General features: G+C 38.7%; 23 protein-coding genes. 4 read left to right on the top strand and 19 right to left on the bottom strand.

All coding sequences use genetic code 11. The annotated features are described in order from the left end of the window. The 5 genes from BTR25_RS21805 to BTR25_RS21785 all read right to left on the bottom strand — a co-directional run. On the bottom strand, positions 1-180 hold a 180-nt coding region (locus BTR25_RS21805), incomplete at its 3' end, for a transposase (protein ID WP_483295224.1). Positions 181-442: 262 nt separating this feature from the next. After that, complete coding sequence (locus BTR25_RS21800; protein WP_075690130.1) at positions 443-889, bottom strand: GtrA family protein; 447 nt, start codon at positions 887-889, stop codon at positions 443-445. Beyond that, on the bottom strand, positions 843-1,880 hold the full coding sequence (locus tag BTR25_RS21795; protein ID WP_075690129.1) for a glycosyltransferase: 1,038 nt from the start codon (positions 1,878-1,880) through the stop codon (positions 843-845). The genes BTR25_RS21800 and BTR25_RS21795 overlap by 47 nt, the downstream gene beginning before the upstream one ends. 18 nt (positions 1,881-1,898) lie before the next feature. Further along, entirely contained in the window at positions 1,899-3,572 is a 1,674-nt protein-coding gene (locus BTR25_RS21790) for a DUF6044 family protein (RefSeq protein WP_075690128.1), read from the bottom strand. A gap of 160 nt (positions 3,573-3,732) precedes the next feature. Next, positions 3,733-3,897, bottom strand: a complete 165-nt coding sequence (locus tag BTR25_RS21785; protein WP_254842770.1) for an aspartyl-phosphate phosphatase Spo0E family protein — start codon at positions 3,895-3,897, stop codon at positions 3,733-3,735. 221 nt (positions 3,898-4,118) lie between these two features. On the opposite strand from BTR25_RS21785, the gene BTR25_RS21780 reads away from it, so the two are divergent. Continuing rightward, positions 4,119-5,105 carry an ion channel gene (locus BTR25_RS21780; RefSeq protein WP_075690127.1) on the top strand — a complete coding sequence of 329 codons (987 nt, stop codon included), beginning with the start codon at positions 4,119-4,121 and terminating at the stop codon, positions 5,103-5,105. A gap of 3 nt (positions 5,106-5,108) precedes the next feature. Here BTR25_RS21780 and BTR25_RS21775 read toward each other — a convergent pair whose 3' ends face one another. The 3 genes from BTR25_RS21775 to BTR25_RS21765 all read right to left on the bottom strand — a co-directional run bounded on the left by BTR25_RS21775 (position 5,109) and on the right by BTR25_RS21765 (position 8,306). Next, positions 5,109-5,513 (bottom strand): YugN-like family protein, encoded by a 405-nt coding sequence (locus BTR25_RS21775; RefSeq protein WP_075690126.1) that lies wholly within the window; start codon positions 5,511-5,513, stop codon positions 5,109-5,111. Between the two features lie 118 nt (positions 5,514-5,631). Then, positions 5,632-6,978: a glucose-6-phosphate isomerase gene (locus BTR25_RS21770; RefSeq protein ID WP_075690125.1), complete on the bottom strand. Its 1,347-nt coding sequence runs from the start codon at positions 6,976-6,978 to the stop codon at positions 5,632-5,634. Positions 6,979-7,142: 164 nt separating this feature from the next. After that, positions 7,143-8,306 (bottom strand): iron-containing alcohol dehydrogenase, encoded by a 1,164-nt coding sequence (locus BTR25_RS21765; RefSeq protein WP_075690124.1) that lies wholly within the window; start codon positions 8,304-8,306, stop codon positions 7,143-7,145. 152 nt (positions 8,307-8,458) lie between these two features. On the opposite strand from BTR25_RS21765, the gene BTR25_RS21760 reads away from it, so the two are divergent. Then, on the top strand, positions 8,459-8,686 hold the full coding sequence (locus tag BTR25_RS21760) for a DUF378 domain-containing protein (RefSeq protein WP_075690123.1): 228 nt from the start codon (positions 8,459-8,461) through the stop codon (positions 8,684-8,686). 61 nt (positions 8,687-8,747) lie between these two features. Here BTR25_RS21760 and BTR25_RS21755 read toward each other — a convergent pair whose 3' ends face one another. Then, complete coding sequence (locus BTR25_RS21755; RefSeq protein WP_075690122.1) at positions 8,748-10,031, bottom strand: Glu/Leu/Phe/Val family dehydrogenase; 1,284 nt, start codon at positions 10,029-10,031, stop codon at positions 8,748-8,750. A gap of 166 nt (positions 10,032-10,197) precedes the next feature. After that, positions 10,198-10,599, bottom strand: a complete 402-nt coding sequence (yugI, locus tag BTR25_RS21750) for a S1 domain-containing post-transcriptional regulator GSP13 (RefSeq protein ID WP_075690121.1) — start codon at positions 10,597-10,599, stop codon at positions 10,198-10,200. Between the two features lie 201 nt (positions 10,600-10,800). On the opposite strand from yugI, the gene BTR25_RS21745 reads away from it, so the two are divergent. After that, positions 10,801-11,028, top strand: coding sequence for a helix-turn-helix domain-containing protein (locus BTR25_RS21745; RefSeq protein ID WP_075690120.1), 228 nt, complete (start codon positions 10,801-10,803; stop codon positions 11,026-11,028). Positions 11,029-11,226: 198 nt separating this feature from the next. Here the strand turns inward: BTR25_RS21745 and BTR25_RS21740 are convergent, their stop codons facing one another. From BTR25_RS21740 to BTR25_RS21720, 5 genes are all read right to left on the bottom strand, one after another. Beyond that, positions 11,227-11,490: a DUF1871 family protein gene (locus BTR25_RS21740; RefSeq protein WP_075690119.1), complete on the bottom strand. Its 264-nt coding sequence runs from the start codon at positions 11,488-11,490 to the stop codon at positions 11,227-11,229. Between the two features lie 16 nt (positions 11,491-11,506). Next, positions 11,507-11,884 carry a PH domain-containing protein gene (locus BTR25_RS21735; protein WP_075690118.1) on the bottom strand — a complete coding sequence of 126 codons (378 nt, stop codon included), beginning with the start codon at positions 11,882-11,884 and terminating at the stop codon, positions 11,507-11,509. 38 nt (positions 11,885-11,922) lie between these two features. Beyond that, complete coding sequence (locus BTR25_RS21730) at positions 11,923-13,134, bottom strand: alanyl-tRNA editing protein (RefSeq protein ID WP_075690117.1); 1,212 nt, start codon at positions 13,132-13,134, stop codon at positions 11,923-11,925. Positions 13,135-13,177: 43 nt separating this feature from the next. After that, positions 13,178-13,393 (bottom strand): hypothetical protein, encoded by a 216-nt coding sequence (locus BTR25_RS21725; protein ID WP_075690116.1) that lies wholly within the window; start codon positions 13,391-13,393, stop codon positions 13,178-13,180. Between the two features lie 96 nt (positions 13,394-13,489). Continuing rightward, positions 13,490-14,227 (bottom strand): peptidylprolyl isomerase, encoded by a 738-nt coding sequence (locus BTR25_RS21720; RefSeq protein WP_075690115.1) that lies wholly within the window; start codon positions 14,225-14,227, stop codon positions 13,490-13,492. Positions 14,228-14,341: 114 nt separating this feature from the next. Between BTR25_RS21720 and kapB the strand changes: the two genes are divergently transcribed. Then, positions 14,342-14,719: a kinase-associated lipoprotein KapB gene (gene kapB / locus BTR25_RS21715; RefSeq protein ID WP_075690114.1), complete on the top strand. Its 378-nt coding sequence runs from the start codon at positions 14,342-14,344 to the stop codon at positions 14,717-14,719. A 49-nt stretch (positions 14,720-14,768) separates the two neighbouring features. Here the strand turns inward: kapB and kapD are convergent, their stop codons facing one another. From kapD to BTR25_RS21695, 4 genes are all read right to left on the bottom strand, one after another. Continuing rightward, the gene (gene kapD / locus BTR25_RS21710) at positions 14,769-15,389 is read right to left on the bottom strand and encodes a 3'-5' exonuclease KapD (RefSeq protein WP_075690113.1); all 621 of its coding nucleotides are present in this window, start codon (positions 15,387-15,389) and stop codon (positions 14,769-14,771) included. Between the two features lie 167 nt (positions 15,390-15,556). Next, positions 15,557-15,940, bottom strand: a complete 384-nt coding sequence (locus BTR25_RS21705; protein WP_175596849.1) for a hotdog fold thioesterase — start codon at positions 15,938-15,940, stop codon at positions 15,557-15,559. Between the two features lie 123 nt (positions 15,941-16,063). Next, entirely contained in the window at positions 16,064-16,345 is a 282-nt protein-coding gene (locus BTR25_RS21700; RefSeq protein WP_075690111.1) for a hypothetical protein, read from the bottom strand. A 93-nt stretch (positions 16,346-16,438) separates the two neighbouring features. Next, positions 16,439-17,950 carry a leucyl aminopeptidase gene (locus BTR25_RS21695; protein WP_075690110.1) on the bottom strand — a complete coding sequence of 504 codons (1,512 nt, stop codon included), beginning with the start codon at positions 17,948-17,950 and terminating at the stop codon, positions 16,439-16,441. Positions 17,951-18,020: the final 70 nt, after the last annotated feature.

Raw genomic sequence — 18,020 nt, 5'->3', positions numbered from 1 at the left:
TCGAATTGGTGGCACGGCATTGCGACCGTTATCCAGACAATATTTATCTTTTAATTCTTCAATTATGAATGAAAAGTCGACTAGTTCTTTAATTTGGCGAAGCATATTATCTTTTGGAACAATGAGATCATAAATTCCTATATATGGGCTAAGATTGAATGAATCTTGAAAGGAAATCATTTCGGTACCACCTTTAAAGTCTTGTTACCTTAATTATAAAATAAAAAGCAGTTGAAGGGTTGATAAAATCAACCTTCAACTGCCTCAAAACAAAGGACTTTTTCAGTGCCCTCAGCTTTAGCGCCGAGGAGGCTCCCCGGCACGCCCGCGGAAAGCGAAGTGCCTGGAGCGCAAATCAACAAACATGTTGCGAAGCCCTATATATTAACAATATTATTAAAAATCAATGTTTTTAAAACTTAAAGTCATGGTAGAAAAGTTCTTACACCGTTTTAACGTTACGAAAGACAAAGTGTTTTTGTCCTAAATAGTTGGCCAATGTGTAGAGTACACTTCCTAACAGAACAGCGCCATTCTGCTCAAGAGAGGTACTAATATTGTAATGGGTACTGAACCACTCGAAAAATCGTTCACTAAAAAAATACGCGGAGAAGTAACAGGTAAGGATAATCCCTAGAAACCTTGGAATTCCCCGCAAATAAGACACATTACTGTTAAAGGTATAAGTACGATTTAATATATAGCTGATACAGGCACCAGCTGTATTGCCAATAAAGGTCGAAAACCAATAGGACAAGTGGAACACATTCAACAGAAAAAACATGATGGAAAGTCCAAAAACAGTATTGACCGTACCAACTAGTAGGAAGCGAACGAGGCTATTAGTTGGTTTCAGATATTTCCCTAAGGTTATGTGAATAAAATTCATCCTCCCCAGACTGACTTACTAACTGATGCCTTGGCAGCGGCATATTAAAGGTATCAATATCAACGATAAATTTGGGACGCTGTTTAGATTCTTTGTAAATTTTCCCGACATACTCTCCAATCACACCAATGGCAATTAGCTGGAGACCCCCAATTAACCAAATAGACGTGATAAGAGAAGTCCACCCTGTTTGGGTGTGGCCTAAAAACTTCAGCATGAGAAAATAAACACCAAAAAAGAGACTCATAAAAAATGAAGCTAATCCAATCATTAAAACCAAACGTATAGGAGAAACAGAAAAAGAGGTAATTCCGTCAAAGGCAAAAGAAACCATTTTCTTAAATGGATATTTTGTCTCACCCGCTTGCCTCTCTTTACGGTCATAATATACAACATCCGTCTTAAATCCGAGTAACGGGACAATGCCTCGCAAAAATAAATTTACCTCATTGAATCGCTCGAGTTCCTTTACTGCTCTTTTGCTCATTAATCGAAAGTCCGCATGATTATAGACAAGGTCAACCCCCAGCTTTTTCATCATTGTGTAAAATCCCTGTGCTGTGGTTCGCTTGAAGAAGGTATCTGAATCTCTTCGCTTTCGAACACCATAGACAATCTCATTTCCTTCATTATATTTACAAACAAAATCACGGATTACATTGATATCATCCTGAAGGTCAGCATCAATAGATACTACACAATCAGAGGCATCTATGGCTGCAAACAAGCCAGCCAATAAGGCGTTTTGGTGTCCTACATTTTTAGCAAGTTTGATTCCGCGTATATTTGTATATTTTAATCCTGTTTTATAGATAATTTCCCAAGTTTGATCCCTGCTCCCGTCATCTACAAACAAAATTTTACTATGACTAGAGATTACTTGGTCTTGACAAAGCTCCTCTAGCAAACCACGAAGTTGAGTAATCGTTTCTAGCAGGACCTCTTCCTCGTTGTAACAAGGTACTACGATTGTTACGACTGGTTCCATCACTGTTTTACCCCCGATGCTTTACAGAGTCTTATATAAATAAATCTTCCATGCAGAGCTTTTGGACTCGAAAATCCCATCTAATTCTAGTTGGATTTCCTCTGCCTTGTTGATAGGCAATGCAGATAAAATATACCGGCCGCCCATCTCTTTAAAAATTTGAGTATTTATTTCAAGATTGGTTAATTCCTTTGTTGAATGTTTCTTAATCATATAACTTTTTCCCAGCTGGGCTGTAAAGATATAACAACGGCCGCCCCACTGATCAAAATAATTCCGTATGGTCTTATTCTTTTCCAATTCTTTTTCAATTATTTTTCTGAATTGATGCTTATAACTAAGCGGATAAAAATTATTATAGGTATCAATGGTATAAAAACCATTGAACTGTGAAACAGCAGGATGAATCCCGATGCTTGCGACCCGGTAGTCCTCCTGAGGAAGCTTAATATGTTCCTTTATCTCCATAAACAATTCTTCCGCATAAAACTCCTTGACAGATGGTTTTCGATGATAAATAATCTCATCATTACATATACCTAAAAGCAGAATTTGAAAGATGACAATCAACTTTGCTGTCCTAGCCCCATTCACACTATGGGCAGATAGAATCTTTAAAGCTAAAGCAAATCCAGCATAAATGACCATAGGTCTTAAAAAATGATAGCGTGCAAAATTGAATGTATCCATAAAATGAAATCGTTTTGTTAATGGCAGCCATCCTTCAAAAAACCAAAAAGCATACCAGGCAGACAACAAGAAATTGAGTATAAACAAAAAGACAAATGCCCTTTCTTGCCTCCACAATTTTTTAGAAAATACTAGATAAAATGTTAGAAACATCACGGGAAGAATAAACAAGCCATGAACGGTCATCACATGTGTGTGTCCCAGCACGAAGTTCTTAAAGGTCAGCCGGATCACTCTCCATAGAGGTAATGATGCGTGAAAATATTCATCACGGCTATTTGGCTCTGTACTAAAGAGAAAAGAATAAATGAGCCGATATTCAACGAGCATAAAGATACATGTCATGTAAGCAATGGATAGCAAATAACGGAAATTCCAGCCCTTTCTGCGTAACACATCTACGATCCATAGCATTCCCATTGAACTAAGAAAAAAGAAAAATCCGAGAACGATACTTGCATAAAAGGGCAGCAGGGTTAGGACAAGGAATTCCTTCCACCCTCCACCGCCGGCTCTAATCGTTAGAAAGGCCCAAAGCGCAAGAGGCATCCCTAACGTACTCAGCATCCCCGAGGGCCAAAATGGAGTAAGTGCAAAGGCTATAGCAGTGGAAGTCTGAATAAACAGCCATTGCTTACCTGGCAGCAAGTGTTTTTTTAGCAGTAGATACATCCCCAAAAAGGCAATAAATCTAGTTAGTGCCTGGCTTAAACCATAGGCAAGCATCGTGGGAAAAAGAGCATACAGCCACACAATGATGCTATATTCTGTCCCAAAAGCGTTTCTTGGAACACCATTAATGATCTGCGGAATACTAGCATTCACGTCGCCAAACAACTCACCACTTTCCGCCAGTACCTTATACCATGCTAAATTCGAATCCAAATTATCATGGACTCTAATGTGTGCATTTTCTTGGAGAATAAAGAGCGGAGATAGATATATGGCTATAATCAGCAAAGCTAAAAAAATGTATCTTCGCTCTTTCTTCGCTTCTATGATCACCCTCTACACCCCATAAATCTCATTTTTTTACATGTCATTGTTTAATAAAGTTCGCATCACAGAAGTAAATTATTCCTATTTAACGTAAACGGGTATCCCAATAAGTCCTTTAACAGAAAAAAAATAACCCTCCAATAGTCGGAAGGTTATTCTATATAAACTAATAGTTATTTGTCTTACTACGATAATCATTTAGAAGAAGATCGAGTTTTTGGCTGCATTGCACAACGTCCGGATTTGAATATCCATAGGTTTTTGCTAAATCAATCATTTCAATTCTCGTTTTTTCAATTGTAGATAACAATAAGTTCATGCTTGCCTCCATTGTCCCAACCTCCTTCATGTTAATACCATATTTATATTAATAACCTAAATTTAATGGCTTTTATACACGAAAACAAGCACTAAAATAAGAAATATTTGAATCTTTCGTGAACCTTATAATAAAATATTCGCATTTAGTGTAATAATTTAAGTAGGTTATTATTAGAAAGTTCTTATTCGTTAATACTAGGGATCTATAGTCTATAAACCGAGGTGACGTTGATGACGAACCGAATTTTTCTAAGCTTTTTACGATTACCTCTATTATTACGTGTATTGTTAATTGCCTTGTTTGTCTTTCTGCTCTTTGGTGTACTAATTCATTTACTAGAACCCGAAACCTTCCCTACCGTTGTAGATGGAATTTGGTGGGCAATCATTACTACTTCGACTGTCGGTTATGGAGATTATGCCCCTCATTCCATATTGGGCAGGCTTACAGCGGTCTTGCTAATCTTCTTAGGGGCTGGAATTGTATCTACCTACTTTGGTACATTAGCTGCAGCAGCGGTTACAAAGCAGGATGCATTCTCCGAAGGGAAAATCCCTTTTAAGGGTGAAGGACATATCATCATCATTGGCTGGAACGAAAGATCTAAAGAGTTAATTAGCAAATTAACGCAACCCAACCACTCGCAAATGATTGTCTTAGTCGACGAAACCCTAGAGTCCAATCCAGTTCATTCACGATTAGTCCACTTCATTCAAGGAAAAAGTCATGTAGACGACACGATTATAAAAAGTAATATTAAAATGGCGGAGAAAGTATTAATTACTGCTGATCGAGGAAATGATGAACTTCAATCTGATATGAACAGCATCTTGGCGCTCCTGACGATAAAAGGCTTGTGTTCTGAGGTAAAGTGCATTGTAGAAATTTTAACCGCTGAGCAGGTGGTGAATGCAGTCCGTGCAGGGGCAGACGAGGTCATACAATCAAATAAGTTAACAAGCGTCTTTATGATAAACAGTCTCCACTCAAATGGTGATGGTCTCTTGCAAGATTTTGTCCATCAATTACAGGAAAGCAGGTTATCTTCCTATATGGCTGATGATCCTTCAGTAGGGAAAAGCTATCTAGAGTTAGGACAAGAGTTATTTAGTACAGAGCGATTCTTAATCGGTGTCAAAAGGGGGGAGGAAACAATCTTGAACCCCTCCCACCCATTTTTAATAAAAAAGGAAGACCAGCTGCTTATCTTTAAATAATGCTTAAAGTTTCAAGGCGGCTTCGAGTTCTTCAACAAGCCTTTTCCCAATATGGATGTATTCTTCAGGAAAACTTGCATCTTTATCCACAGGTTCTTGGAATTGGTTTACCGTACCTGAAAAAGTGCCCACGTCTGCATGGTCATCCAGTCCAATTTGGTATTTATGGGACAATAGGAATGGCCGGCCGAGTTCGACCGTGCAATTCCTAGCATCCAATTGACCATCAATAGATGTAAAGGGCAGCCTTAAGAATTGATAGCCGACTTCGTCATCGATTTTATAGTCGAAAGCTCCGTGATCATAATCCCAGTTTCCGCCGATGGAATAGCCCGCTGGCTTTAGTGTCTGTTCAAGCTTATACAGGTCAAATTGTTTTCCTTCTACTTTTGACGGTATTTCAATCATTCTGATAACCCCCTTTAATTCCTTATTTATTAGTTATCCCCAATTTATAAAAAAAGAGTGCTGAAAATTAAATTCAGCACTCTTGTCTTTACTTTGGATCATCGTGTTATTCTTGCGATTATAAACGTTTTTCTAGTTCTGCTTTTTTCTCTTCGAAGCCTGGTTTGCCTAGTAGTGCGAACATGTTTACTTTGTAAGCCTCTACACCTGGCTGGTCAAATGGATTAACACCTAGGAGATATCCGCTCATCGCACATGCTTTTTCAAAGAAATAGACAAGGTATCCGAAGGTGTACTCGTCAAGTTCCGGAATGGAAACAATTAAGTTAGGAACTCCACCATCTGTATGGGCAAGCATGGTCCCTTGGAATGCTTTATTATTAACAAAGTCAACCGTCTGTCCGGCAAGATAATTCAATCCGTCCAAGTCTGTATCAGCTTCTTCAATCGTTAATTCATGGCGAGGTTTTTCGACCTTGATTACCGTTTCAAACAAGTCTCTGCGACCTTCTTGAACGTACTGTCCAAGAGAATGAAGGTCAGTTGAGAAATTTGCAGAAGATGGATAAATACCCTTTTGGTCTTTTCCTTCACTTTCCCCAAACAACTGCTTCCACCACTCAGCAAAATATTGAAGTCCTGGTTCATAGTTAATCAGCATTTCAATCGTTTTCCCTTTATTATAAAGAGCATTTCTTACTGCTGCATATTGGTAAGCTGCATTTTCTTCAAGCTCAGAATGGCCGAAGTCATTTACTGCTGCTGCAGCTCCCTCCATCATTTTTGTTATGTCAGCTCCGCTAACTGCGATTGGAAGCAGACCAACTGCTGTTAGAACGGAGTAACGGCCTCCTACATCGTCTGGAATGACAAAGGATTCATACCCTTCTTCTGTAGCTAAAGTCTTAAGAGCACCTCTGGCTGTGTCTGTGGTAGCATAAATGCGTTTACGCGCTTCTTCCACCCCATACTTCTCTTCTAGAAGCTTACGGAAAATACGGAAAGCAATGGCAGGTTCTGTAGTCGTTCCAGATTTAGAAATTACATTTACTGAGAAGTCCTTGCCATCTAGTAAATCCATAACATCTCTCATATAAGTAGAACTTATATTATTTCCAACAAAAATGACCTGCGGGGTACTGCGCTTTTCCTTCGGCAGTGCATTGTAGAAGCTATGCTGAAGCATTTCAATCGCTGCTCTTGCACCTAAGTAAGATCCCCCGATCCCAATGACTAGTAACACATCGGAATCCTGCTTAATTTTTTCAGATGCTTTTTGAATGCGGGAAAACTCTTCTTTATCATAATTGGCAGGAAGGTCAATCCATCCTAAAAAGTCATTGCCCGCACCCGTTTTTTCGTGCAATGAATGGTGTGCTACCTTAACAGCATCACGCAAATATGTAAGTTCATGTTCTCCAAAAAAGGTGAGTGCTTTCGAGTAATCAAAACGAATATGAGTCATGTATGATCCTCCAGTATTATAGTTTCATTAACACTTTAACTAAAGCTGACAAGATTATCAAGGAACGTCTATCATTGTAAGCGTACCCAATTTCGATATTTTTCTTACAAAACAGAAAATAATGTCGAAAAGGCTCGAACTTGAAAAGTCCGAGCCTTGAAAAACTATAAGGATTCACGATAAATTGCAAATACATCTTCACGATTTAACTTTTTAAAATTCCCAAATTCTCCATAGACCATAGCTCTGTCAACCATCAGCTCAAGTTTACTATCATCAATCTCATAATCGGCTAATCGAGCAGGTGCACCGATCCTATTCCAAAAGTCTCGTAATTTCTGAATCCCTTCAAGACCTGCTTCTTCAGCACTCTTGCCCTCTGGGTCTACTCCAAATACTCGGACCGCCAGCTGCTGGAATCTTTCAGGTTTAACCTCTAAATTATGCTTCATCCAGTGCGGGAATAGAATCGCAAGTCCTCCGCCGTGTGGGATATCATAAACGGCTGAAACCGCATGTTCAAGATTATGGGTCGCCCAATCACCGTGATATCCCATATTTAAGATGCCATTTAAAGCCATTGTCCCACAATATAGGATGGTGGCTCTATGTTCATAATGTTCCAGATCAGCGAGTAATTTTGGTCCTTCTTCCATGACAGTCAAGAGCAACGATTCGCACATTCGATCCTGATACTGGGTATTTTCTTCTAAGTGGAAATAGTGCTCTAATACATGTGACATCATATCAACAATCCCATAAATGGTTTGATCCCTTGGAACCGTAAAGGTATTCACCGGATCTAATATGGAAAATTGCGGGAAGGTAAATGCACTTCCCCAGCCATACTTTTCGTTCGTTTCCCATTTAGTAATAACAGAACCAGAGTTCATTTCTGAACCAGTAGCTGCTAAAGTTAACACTGTTCCAAACGGCAGGGCTGCTTTTACACCTGCTTTTCTTGTTACAAGATCCCAAGCGTCACCATCATACTTCGCCCCGGCTGCAATTAGCTTTGTGCAATCGATTACACTTCCTCCGCCAACCGCTAAAAGAAAATCAATACCTTCGCTCTTACAAATCTCAACACCCTTACGAGCTGTCGTAATTCTAGGGTTTGGTTCAACTCCGGGGAGTTCAAACACCTGTACATCAATTTCATTTAAATATTGAATGACCTTGTCATATAGACCGCTTCGTTTAATGCTTCCTCCGCCATAAACTAGTAATACCTTTTTCCCGAAACGGGGAACTTCTTTTTTCAATTGTTCTAGCTGGTCTTTGCCAAAAATTAATTTTGTTGGGTTATAAAAAGTGAAATTTTTCATCTTAGCACCATCCTTTCCTAACCATTATTATTTAAAAAATTTTTTTTTGCAAAAAAGATGGTTCTTCCTTTTTTTGTAATAACATTGAATAATTTCAAGAAAAAATATCAAGCTAATAATGCTTTCCCAAATATTATTAGGAGGAACTAAAATTGAGTACAATACAACGCATTGCCCTAATCCTTACAATTATCGGTGCTATTAACTGGGGATTAATTGGATTTTTCCAATTTGATCTTGTTGCATCTATTTTTGGAGGGCAAGATTCAGCACTTTCTCGAATAATCTATGGACTAGTTGGAATTGCAGGTCTAATTAATTTAGGACTTCTCTTTAAGACAAGTGAAGGTTATGCAAAAGAACCAGAAACACAAAGATAGTTCAAAAATGTCCTTGCAACCAATGCAAGGACATTTTTGTGTGACTTTTTTAGGTTTAAGGTTATATCCACCCTCTAAAGTTCGAGGCTTCTGCAATTTTCTTAATGCCGACCATATAGGAAGCTAGACGCATATCGACCTTATAGTTTTGAGCGAGATCATACACTTGATTAAACGAATGATTAAGCCTTTTGCGTAATTTACTTATTACTTCCTCTTCGCTCCAGTAATACCCCTGCTTATTTTGCACCCATTCAAAATACGAAACCGTCACTCCCCCTGCCCCAGCTAAAACATCTGGAACAAGCATTATCCCCCGTTCTGATAATATCCTGGTGGCTTCTAAAGTTGTGGGACCATTTGCAGCCTCTACAACAATTTTTGCTTTTATGTTATGTGCATTTTCGCTAGTAATTTGAGTGGAGATGGCCGCAGGGATCAAAATTTCACATTCCTGTTCGAGTAATTCCTCATTTGGAATGGTATCATCAAACAATGTTGTAATGGTTCCAAAGCTATCTCGCCGGTCAAGCAGGTAGGCTATATTTAATCCATCAGGATCGTAGAGTGCCCCATAAACATCCGAAATCCCAATAACCTTTGCCCCAGCTTCGTGCATAAACTTTGCAATGTAACTGCCTGCATTTCCGAATCCTTGTATAATCACTCGAGCACCTTTGATAGATATTCCCCGTTTTTTTGCTGCCTGCTCAATACAGAAGAAAACACCGTGTGCCCCTGCTGTTTCCCGGCCCTCTGAGCCACCAAGCACAAGGGGTTTTCCAGTAATGAAACTAGGGGAGTCAAATTGGCGGAGACGACTGTACTCATCCAACATCCAACCCATGATTTGTGAATTTGTATACATATCGGGTGCAGGGATATCCTTTGTTGGACCAACAATTTGGCTAATAGCACGAACATACCCCCGGCTTAATCTTTCAAGTTCTCCCATGGACATGCTTCGTGGATTACAGATAATCCCTCCTTTTCCGCCGCCAAACGGCAAATCTGCAATTCCACATTTGAAACTCATCCAAATAGCCAGTGCTTGTGCATCTTCTACACTAATCCTTGGATGAAAGCGGACACCCCCCATAGTTGGTCCGATTGCATCATTGTGCTGAGTCCTAAATCCACTGAATACCTTCGTAGAACCATCATCCATTCGAACAGGAATCCGAACTGTGAGGGTTCTTAGCGGCTCCTTTAACAGTTCATAAAACCCTTGATTATAGCCTAGCTTCTTTAATGCTTCATTCATAACGATCTGTGTGGATGCAAGCAGATTTCGTATTTCTCTGCCTTTATCATCTACACCGTTTGTTACATCAGTAGTCCCCATATTTGGCACCCCTAAGAACTCTTACTCTTGCCTAACATCCTTGACTTTATATTTCTATTGTAGCCGAGCAAGCAAAAAGAATGAACCATCCTAATAAACATTTGTAAAAAATAAAAAAGACTTAGACACACTGAAAACATTTTTTCAGCAGTCCAAGTCTTTTATCTTATTTCTTAACTAAATCTTCGCTTTGTGATTGGTCAATCCACTCTTGAAGTTTTTCTTTTAATGTGTTGAAACCTTGTTGTCCTTCCACCTCAGGAACGATTGCAGCAGCTTGACGTTTGCGCGGTTTCTTTGGTTTAGCAGCTTGTTGTACAGGTGCTTCTTCCGTAGCACGAATAGATAAACCAATCTTACCAGCACCTTCATCAATTGATAAGACTTTAACCTGTACTTCATCACCAACTTTAAGGTGGTCATTAATATCTTTTACATAGCCGTGTGTAATTTCTGAAATATGCACAAGTCCTTGTGTATTTTCGTCTAATGCGATAAACGCACCATAAGGCTGAATCCCAGTTACTTTACCTGCTAAAACACTTCCAGTTGCAATTTTTTCTGTCATGAAAACACTCCTAAGTATATATTATTTATCCCTTTTATATGCAATATAAAATTATAGCACAATCTTGAAATTTAATCAAAAAAAGCTTTTAATCGAACTGGTTGAGAACGTTAACATAATAGTCGAAATTGGAAGCAAATCCCTGTAAGTAATATATGGTAAGATATAGAGGGGTAATCTCGTTCCAAGGAGGTGAACAGCTTGAATACCATTGGGCAAAAGATTAAAACTCACCGCGAATTACTTAATATGACCCAGCAGGAATTAGCACAAAGGGCACGAATTGGTACACACACCATTATAAAATACGAAAATGGTGAACAAATTCCAAGCAATCAAACAATCTTGAAATTATCAACTGTTCTAGATATTCCAGCATCTGAGCTTTTAGATCACGAACCAAACTCGGCAATTAATCACCCTTTATAGTATTAGTCATTTGAAGCGGTTAAATCAACCGCTTTTTGTTTTTTTCTTTTATTTGGTGATAGGAGTATAGATAACAAAATTATTGGCTATCCTTTATGTATAAGCTTTCTAGTATTCCCCCTTTTTGAAGTGGACAACTGATCATGATCAAGTTGTCCTTTTTTTTGTGTAAAAAAAAAACGGCCGCAAGGCCGTTTTTTAGAAGGAGCATGATTCACTTTCTTTTATCATTAGTAGTTCCTTTGCGACGTTTAAGCATTGTTCTATTGGGATGATTTTTTCGAATGAAAATTCATAGATGGTTTGAATTCTTTCTGCTAGTGCTTGAGGGTTATCCAGCTCGTGGACTGCTTGAATGGTATCAGCAATTTCAGTGTCATAGTCCCCATTCTTTAATTCAAATGGGTCCCATTCATTGAGCAGGTCGACAAGTTGCAGATTTGCCTTCATTAAACTTTCCATACGGATTAACTCCTTTCTATTTTAATACATATTCTGCAAGAACGGTTTGAAGCTCATAGATGTTTAGGTTTTTATTGAATTGTTTTTGAAGAGGCAGTGCATTGCCTGATATCCAGATTTTTAATTCTGCATCAAGGTCAAAGCTCCCTGCTGTTTCAATACTGAAATGTGTAATACTTTTATACGGAATTGAATGATATTCAACCTTTTTTCCTGTTAAACCTTGTTTATCAACTAATATCAACCGCTTATTTGTAAAAATAAATAAGTCTCTAACTAGCTTATACGCTTTTTCAATTCTCTCATTTGCTGAAAGGATTCTAGCAAATTCTCTCCCAGCCTCTGCTGGACTTACTTCAGAAGCATTTCCCATCATTCCATCAAAAAAACCCATTGTCTTCACACCTTTTCATCTCTATTTTAAGTATACTTTTATTTAACGCTATGAGAAGCCCCAGATTCTTTTAGTAAAAACGCCAGCATTTCTTCACCGGGGATGATTGCCTTGCCCCCACCTTGTGCAAAGGAGGCACTCCCGCCGCCTTTTCCATCAATTAATTGGTTGGCACTTGTAATGGCTGCTTTCATATCTTCATCCCGAGATGAACCTCTTGCACAAACTAACTGCATTTGACCTTCATTGACTGCAACGAACAGAGTCATGACATCAGGATTTACAGTTGTTATGTCCCTTGCTAGCTTTTGCAACTCCTGAAGAGTGCGATTTTCAAATAATTCACTAATCACCTGGTTTGCGTTCTTATTTGCAAGCAATTCTCTAGCTTCATATTTAAGAAGTCTTTCCTTAGCATCTTCGAGTGTTTTTTCGAGTATCCTTCTTTGCTGGAGAAGCCGTCCAACAGCCGTTTCCATTTCAGGTTCCGGAGAATTAAGCAGTTTCGTAAGTTCTACCATAACCTTCTGTTTTTGACCCAACTGTTTACTAACACGATTTCCACAAACAAACTGTAAACGGATTTTCTTTTTTTGTTTTTCCCAACCCAATATTTTTATAGACTGCACTTGTCCTGTTGAGTTAGGATGTGTGCCACCACAACCATTGTAGTCAAAATCTGGAATAATGACCAATCGAATATCAGCTTTTACCTTTGTTTCTTTTCGCAAGGAATAGGTGGATAATTCATCTTCGCTTACCCATTTAACATGAATAGGTCTATTCTCCACTATTATTTCGTTTGCAGCTGCCTCTGCTTTTTGTGCGTCCTCTTCCGTGATGTGATTTGTGTCTAAATCAATGGTTAGAATTTCTTTTCCTAAATGAAACCCTATGGTCTTGTACTGAAACAAGTGATCAAATGCAGCAGAAAGGATATGCTGTCCGGCATGCTGCTGCATATGGTCAAATCTAAGTTCCCAATCAATTTCTCCATGAACTTCACTCTTGGATTCGGTTATTGGCTGAACCAGATAATGACGGATTTCTCCGTCAACCTCTTCCACGTTTATTACCTTCTGTCCATCAATTGTCCCTAAATCACAGGGTTGTCCTCCGCCTGTTGGGTAAAAAGCTGTAGCGCTCAATACTAAATACCAGTTATTCCCCAGGTCCCTTTCCTGTTTTATTACACTTGCTTTAAACGCTTTAAGATAAGGGTCTTGATAATACAATTTGTTTTCGATCATACTTCCACTCCCTATGTGCTTTTAAATATAAAAAAAGGAACAGTTATTGTTCACTGTTCCCCTTTATTGATGATTGTTTCATTATTTTTTCTTCTAATTCTTTTGCTTTTTTGGCTTCTCGCTTTGAGATATTTATGATCCATTTCATGGTAAGCAGAGCCGCTATCATAAAAAGGATAAAGGTTACTGCTGCTGGGCCGTATTCCGATTTATCTTCAGGAAAATATAAAAATAACGATAGTACAAATGGCTGAAACATTTTTTTCTCCCTTTCATTTAAAGGAATAACTATTTTTATTCATTATAGCAACAAAAATCGTTTCTTACCATTTGAAACATTCGTAAATATTTCTAGTTACTTTAAAACGGTAATTTTCTTAAGGATTACATCTTCTTCTGGCTTATCCTGGGCTCCTACTGGTGTCTCAGCAATCTTATCTACTATGTCCATTCCCTCAATCACTTGTCCAAAAACGGTATGACGATTATCTAGCCAAGGAGTTCCTCCTCGTTCATCATAAGCGTCAATAATTTGTTCTGGAAAGCCTGCCTTGTTCATCTCATCCTTCATCGCAGGATCAAGTGACGTCTTTTGAACAATAAAGAACTGACTGCCATTTGTGTTTGAACCTGAATTTGCCATAGATAAGGCACCGCGGATATTAAAAAGACTAGTAGAGAATTCATCTTCAAAGGGGTGGCCATATATACTTTCTCCACCCGTTCCGTTCCCATTAGGGTCGCCGCCTTGAATCATAAAGTCATTGATTACCCGATGGAAAATCAGACCATCATAGTATCCTTCTTCTCCGTGCTTAACAAAGTTTTCAACTGCTTTTGGAGCCTGTTCAGGAAACAATTTAATTTTGATTATTCCCATAGAAGTTTCCATTTCAACCAATTTTTCATTTTCAGAAACCTCATTTGTAAGCTGAGGATAAACTGCGTCAGTCACTTGATTACTCCCTTCCTTATCCGCTGTTTTTTGCTCTGTTTCTTGTGCTGCTTCCTCTTTTTCCTTGCTTGTCCCACATGCTGCTAAAACGAGCACAGCCATTAAAAATGTTAACCATACTTTCAAACTATTTCTCATTATCATCCCTCCACTTTTATAATTTAACCGAAATCATCCATTTTTGCACAATGTTTTTATTTTTAAATTTTTCATAGTAAAATAAAGTAATCAGTGGATATTGGAGGGGTTATATTGTCAGAGTTTCAAATAGGGGATAAGGTTACGGGCATTTATAAAACAGGGAAATACTATGGGGAAATCACCGAAATCCGACCTCAGCATTATACGTTAAGAGTTTTAGCTGTTGCAAAACATCCGATGCAAGGCGATTTGCATAATCCTAGAGAAGCAGATGTGATGATCTTTCACGAAAGAAGAGCACTGGCATTTAGGGAACAAGCGAATATTCCAAAGCAAATGGTTAAACATTTTACTGAAGATCTCCCAGAATATCAAACTTCTTTAAGAGAAGCCATTGATAAATTAAAAAAGGAGTTAACTGAAAACTCTTCACCTTGGGCAGAACTTAGCCTAAAAAGTATCACATCTCTAGAAAAAGATTATTTCTAATCATAATATAAACACACAAAGGCCAAATCAATATGAATGATTTGGCCTTTTATGCAAACTCATTTAGAAGCTTTGAGAAATCTACACGGTCACCAATTGTGGTTGGTTTTGGTTTTTCTAAATACCTTTTATCCTTTTCCACTAGACGGAATATATTATAAGTGGTCAGGGCATCATCCAGGGCTCGATGGTGTCTGCCTGTCCCTTCTTTTCCATATTCCTTAACTGCTTTCCATAATCCTGTTTGATTCTGGTCACCAAAGAAGCGTTTATACTCCATTGAGAGATCTAGTTCTGAGGCTTTAAAAGGAAATACTACTCCGGCCTCTAAACAATTATGTCGGAGTACCTTCATATCCATATTTCCCCAAGTAACAATTGTCGTTTCAATATTTTTATTGAACTCTTCTAGCTTTCGGTTGAGTTCATAAAAAGATATCCCATTGTCCACCTGCTGTTGGGAAATATGTAAGAATGATTTACAACGCTCCGATAACATAGGAAATTTAAGCGGAGTTACATAAGAAGAAAATTGTTCTTTTATTTGATCATTCACAACCAATACAAGCCCGACCTCAATAATCTCTGCATAGAATTCCTTCATTCGAACATTCCGCTCTGGCATGGTAAATTCAAAGTCAATAAAAATATGCTGCCGTGCTTCCTTCATTCTTACACCACCTTTCTATATATCTTTTTTACTACTATTATATTGAGAAACCTGTACAAAAAATTGTACTTATTATCTATTTTTTTTACATTATATCATGGAAACAGCAGAAATATTTTCAATTTTTACACAATGGCAGCGAAAAAATAAAATTTTACATTTACTAGTTATTTCTTGATTTTAAAAATAGCCATTGTACATCTTGAAACACAGATTAAACGATCGCGTTCATCGGTAATTTTGATATCCCATACCATGGTTGTTCGTCCCTGATGGAGTATGGTTCCTACCGCTGTAACGGATCCTTCCGTAATGGGGCGTACGTGATTGGCATTTATTTCAAGACCTGCTACACCTTCTGTTTCTTGGTCAACCAACTCGTAGGCTCCGATACTCGCAACCGTTTCCGCTAATGCGACTGAAGCTCCTCCGTGTAATAATCCAAATGGTTGGCGAGTACGTTCGTCTACCGGCATGGTCGCGATCACCTTTCCAGCCTCTATATGCGTTACTTCAATCCCCAGAGTTTCAATTAATGTGTCTTTTAACATGATTAACTTCCCTTCTAATTTATTTAGTTAATGTTTATATATTCGCTTTCAAAAATAAATTCCCTTTTATATAAGGGGATTAAAAAAAGAAAAAACAGCTCAGTAAGCTGTTTTTTCTTGATATTAATAAGGGATACCGTAGCCTGGGACACCGTAGCCTGGGACACCATAACCTGGATAGCCGTAGCCTGGGACCGGACCTATAAATGGTGCTGGACCTACAAATGGTGCTGGACCGAAAAAAGGTCTAGGACCGATAAAGGGTCTAGGACCCAAAAATGGACGCGGGTAGAGTAATGCACTTCCTAATAGTCCGCCTACCAGACCACCTAGTAACGGAATACCGAAACCCAATGGTGCAAATCTACTGTTACGTGTTTGGTATGGACTTTGATAATAATGCACGCAGCCTTACCTCCTTCTTCATCTATCTTGCCTACACTATTGCATATGCGAAATTAGAAGAAAATGAGTGGGCCATGCAAAAAATCTACCTGTTTATTTAGGTGAAATTGGTTCAAAGCGCTCAACAAATAAGGCAAGTGTCCTGGTCATAACACCTGTAGCACCAGCAGGACCGAGGTCATAGTCTTTTGAGGAAGTAGATGTCCCAGCAATATCTAAATGTACCCAAGGGGTATCTTCGGCAAACTCACCGATAAAGGCACCTGCTACGATTGCATGCCCTTCTCGTCCTGGTGAATTATTTAAATCAGCAACCTGACTATTTCTCACTCTTTCTTTATCTTTTTCAAATAAAGGGAGCTGCCAAACCGGTTCGCCGGCCTCTTTCGATGCCTCAAGTACTTGTTGATAGAGTCGATCATGGTTTGTCATCGCTCCAGTAGTATGGACACCCAGGGCGACAATCACCCCACCCGTTAAAGTCGCTACATCAACTAAATATTCGGCACCATGGTGCTTGGCATACGTGACGGCATCTGCTAAAACAAGCCTTCCTTCCGCGTCAGTATTCAGCACCTCAATTGTTTTTCCACTCATCGAGGTTATGACATCATCGGGTTTAAAGGCATTACCACTAATCATATTATCTGTAGAAGGAATAACAGCTACAACGTTTTGTTCAGGCTTTAGTTCACCGATAATTTCCATCGCACCAAGGACTGCTGCTGCACCACCCATATCGGTCTTCATGCCAACAATTCCATCCTTTGGTTTAATTGAATAACCGCCAGTATCAAATGTGATACCCTTTCCTACTAAACCAATAACATCCTTCCACTCATCTTTTCCTTGATATTTAACGACAATCATTTTCGGAGGCTCAGTAGAACCTTGATTTACAGCAAGGAAAGCCCCCATTCCGAGCCTCTCAAGATCCTGCTTTTCCAATATTTCCACTTCAAAGTTATATCTTACAGCAAGTTCTTCTGCATAGTTAGCCATGTCTGTGGCAGTTAACAAATTACCAGGAGTATTAACAAGTGTTCGGGCAGAGTTCGTTCCCTTTCCGAATGAATATCCGACAGATAGCGAGGCCTGAATCTCCTCTTTGTCCTGGTTAGCACTATAAACTACGATTGATTCTAGCCTTTTTTCCGGTTCATTTGACCTTTGTTTATAGTCATCAAATTTATAGGTAGATAGTGCAAATGCTTGACTAGTGGCATGTGCGGCATCTAAGTGATCAACTGAATCATTTGTGAGAGTATCAAACAGAATGGCAGTTTCACCTAGCTTATTAGCCTGAAGGGATTTAAAAACCTTCCCTAATGCTTCATTCAACTTTTCAAAGCTGTATTCCTTTTCTTTTCCAAGTCCAACAAACCAGATTCTTTTAGCACCGATTTTCCCAAAACTATGTACTTTGCTCATGCTCTTAAACTTTGCTGACAAATCACCTGATTTTACTAGCTCGGTTAATTGTCCAGCAAATAATTCGTCTAGCTTTGCTAATTCACCATTGAATTTCTCCGGTTTATCAAATAATCCGACAATTAAACCCTCATGCTCCGTAGAAAATTGAAATTCTTGCTTTACCTGAAACATACTGGTGTTCACCTCCAAATAATTACCTTATTTATTATATCGGAAATAGCCATCTCTTTCGACTCTCTAA

This window comes from Bacillus sp. MRMR6 (assembly GCF_001940785.1).
GTDB lineage: Bacteria > Bacillota > Bacilli > Bacillales > Cytobacillaceae > Neobacillus.
Note: the sequence above shows the minus strand (reverse complement) of the source record. Positions and strands in the feature narration are given on the sequence as shown.

What these genes read in the sequence shown, in the direction of transcription:
- BTR25_RS21725 (WP_075690116.1), bottom strand. Translation starts at nt 13,393, where the DNA reads ATGTTTCAGCCATTTGTACTATCGTTATTTTTATATTTTCCTGAAGAT.
- BTR25_RS21800 (WP_075690130.1), bottom strand. Translation starts at nt 889, where the DNA reads ATGAATTTTATTCACATAACCTTAGGGAAATATCTGAAACCAACTAAT.
- BTR25_RS21735 (WP_075690118.1), bottom strand. Translation starts at nt 11,884, where the DNA reads ATGGGTTTTTTTGATGGAATGATGGGAAATGCTTCTGAAGTAAGTCCA.
- BTR25_RS21775 (WP_075690126.1), bottom strand. Translation starts at nt 5,513, where the DNA reads ATGATTGAAATACCGTCAAAAGTAGAAGGAAAACAATTTGACCTGTAT.
- BTR25_RS21720 (WP_075690115.1), bottom strand. Translation starts at nt 14,227, where the DNA reads ATGAGAAATAGTTTGAAAGTATGGTTAACATTTTTAATGGCTGTGCTC.
- BTR25_RS21695 (WP_075690110.1), bottom strand. Translation starts at nt 17,950, where the DNA reads ATGTTTCAGGTAAAGCAAGAATTTCAATTTTCTACGGAGCATGAGGGT.
- BTR25_RS21705 (WP_175596849.1), bottom strand. Translation starts at nt 15,940, where the DNA reads ATGTTAAAAGACACATTAATTGAAACTCTGGGGATTGAAGTAACGCAT.
- BTR25_RS21765 (WP_075690124.1), bottom strand. Translation starts at nt 8,306, where the DNA reads ATGAAAAATTTCACTTTTTATAACCCAACAAAATTAATTTTTGGCAAA.
- BTR25_RS21785 (WP_254842770.1), bottom strand. Translation starts at nt 3,897, where the DNA reads ATGGAGGCAAGCATGAACTTATTGTTATCTACAATTGAAAAAACGAGA.
- BTR25_RS21730 (WP_075690117.1), bottom strand. Translation starts at nt 13,134, where the DNA reads ATGATCGAAAACAAATTGTATTATCAAGACCCTTATCTTAAAGCGTTT.
- BTR25_RS21780 (WP_075690127.1), top strand. Translation starts at nt 4,119, where the DNA reads ATGACGAACCGAATTTTTCTAAGCTTTTTACGATTACCTCTATTATTA.
- kapD (WP_075690113.1), bottom strand. Translation starts at nt 15,389, where the DNA reads ATGAAGGAAGCACGGCAGCATATTTTTATTGACTTTGAATTTACCATG.
- BTR25_RS21755 (WP_075690122.1), bottom strand. Translation starts at nt 10,031, where the DNA reads ATGGGGACTACTGATGTAACAAACGGTGTAGATGATAAAGGCAGAGAA.
- BTR25_RS21740 (WP_075690119.1), bottom strand. Translation starts at nt 11,490, where the DNA reads ATGGAAAGTTTAATGAAGGCAAATCTGCAACTTGTCGACCTGCTCAAT.
- BTR25_RS21770 (WP_075690125.1), bottom strand. Translation starts at nt 6,978, where the DNA reads ATGACTCATATTCGTTTTGATTACTCGAAAGCACTCACCTTTTTTGGA.
- yugI (WP_075690121.1), bottom strand. Translation starts at nt 10,599, where the DNA reads ATGACAGAAAAAATTGCAACTGGAAGTGTTTTAGCAGGTAAAGTAACT.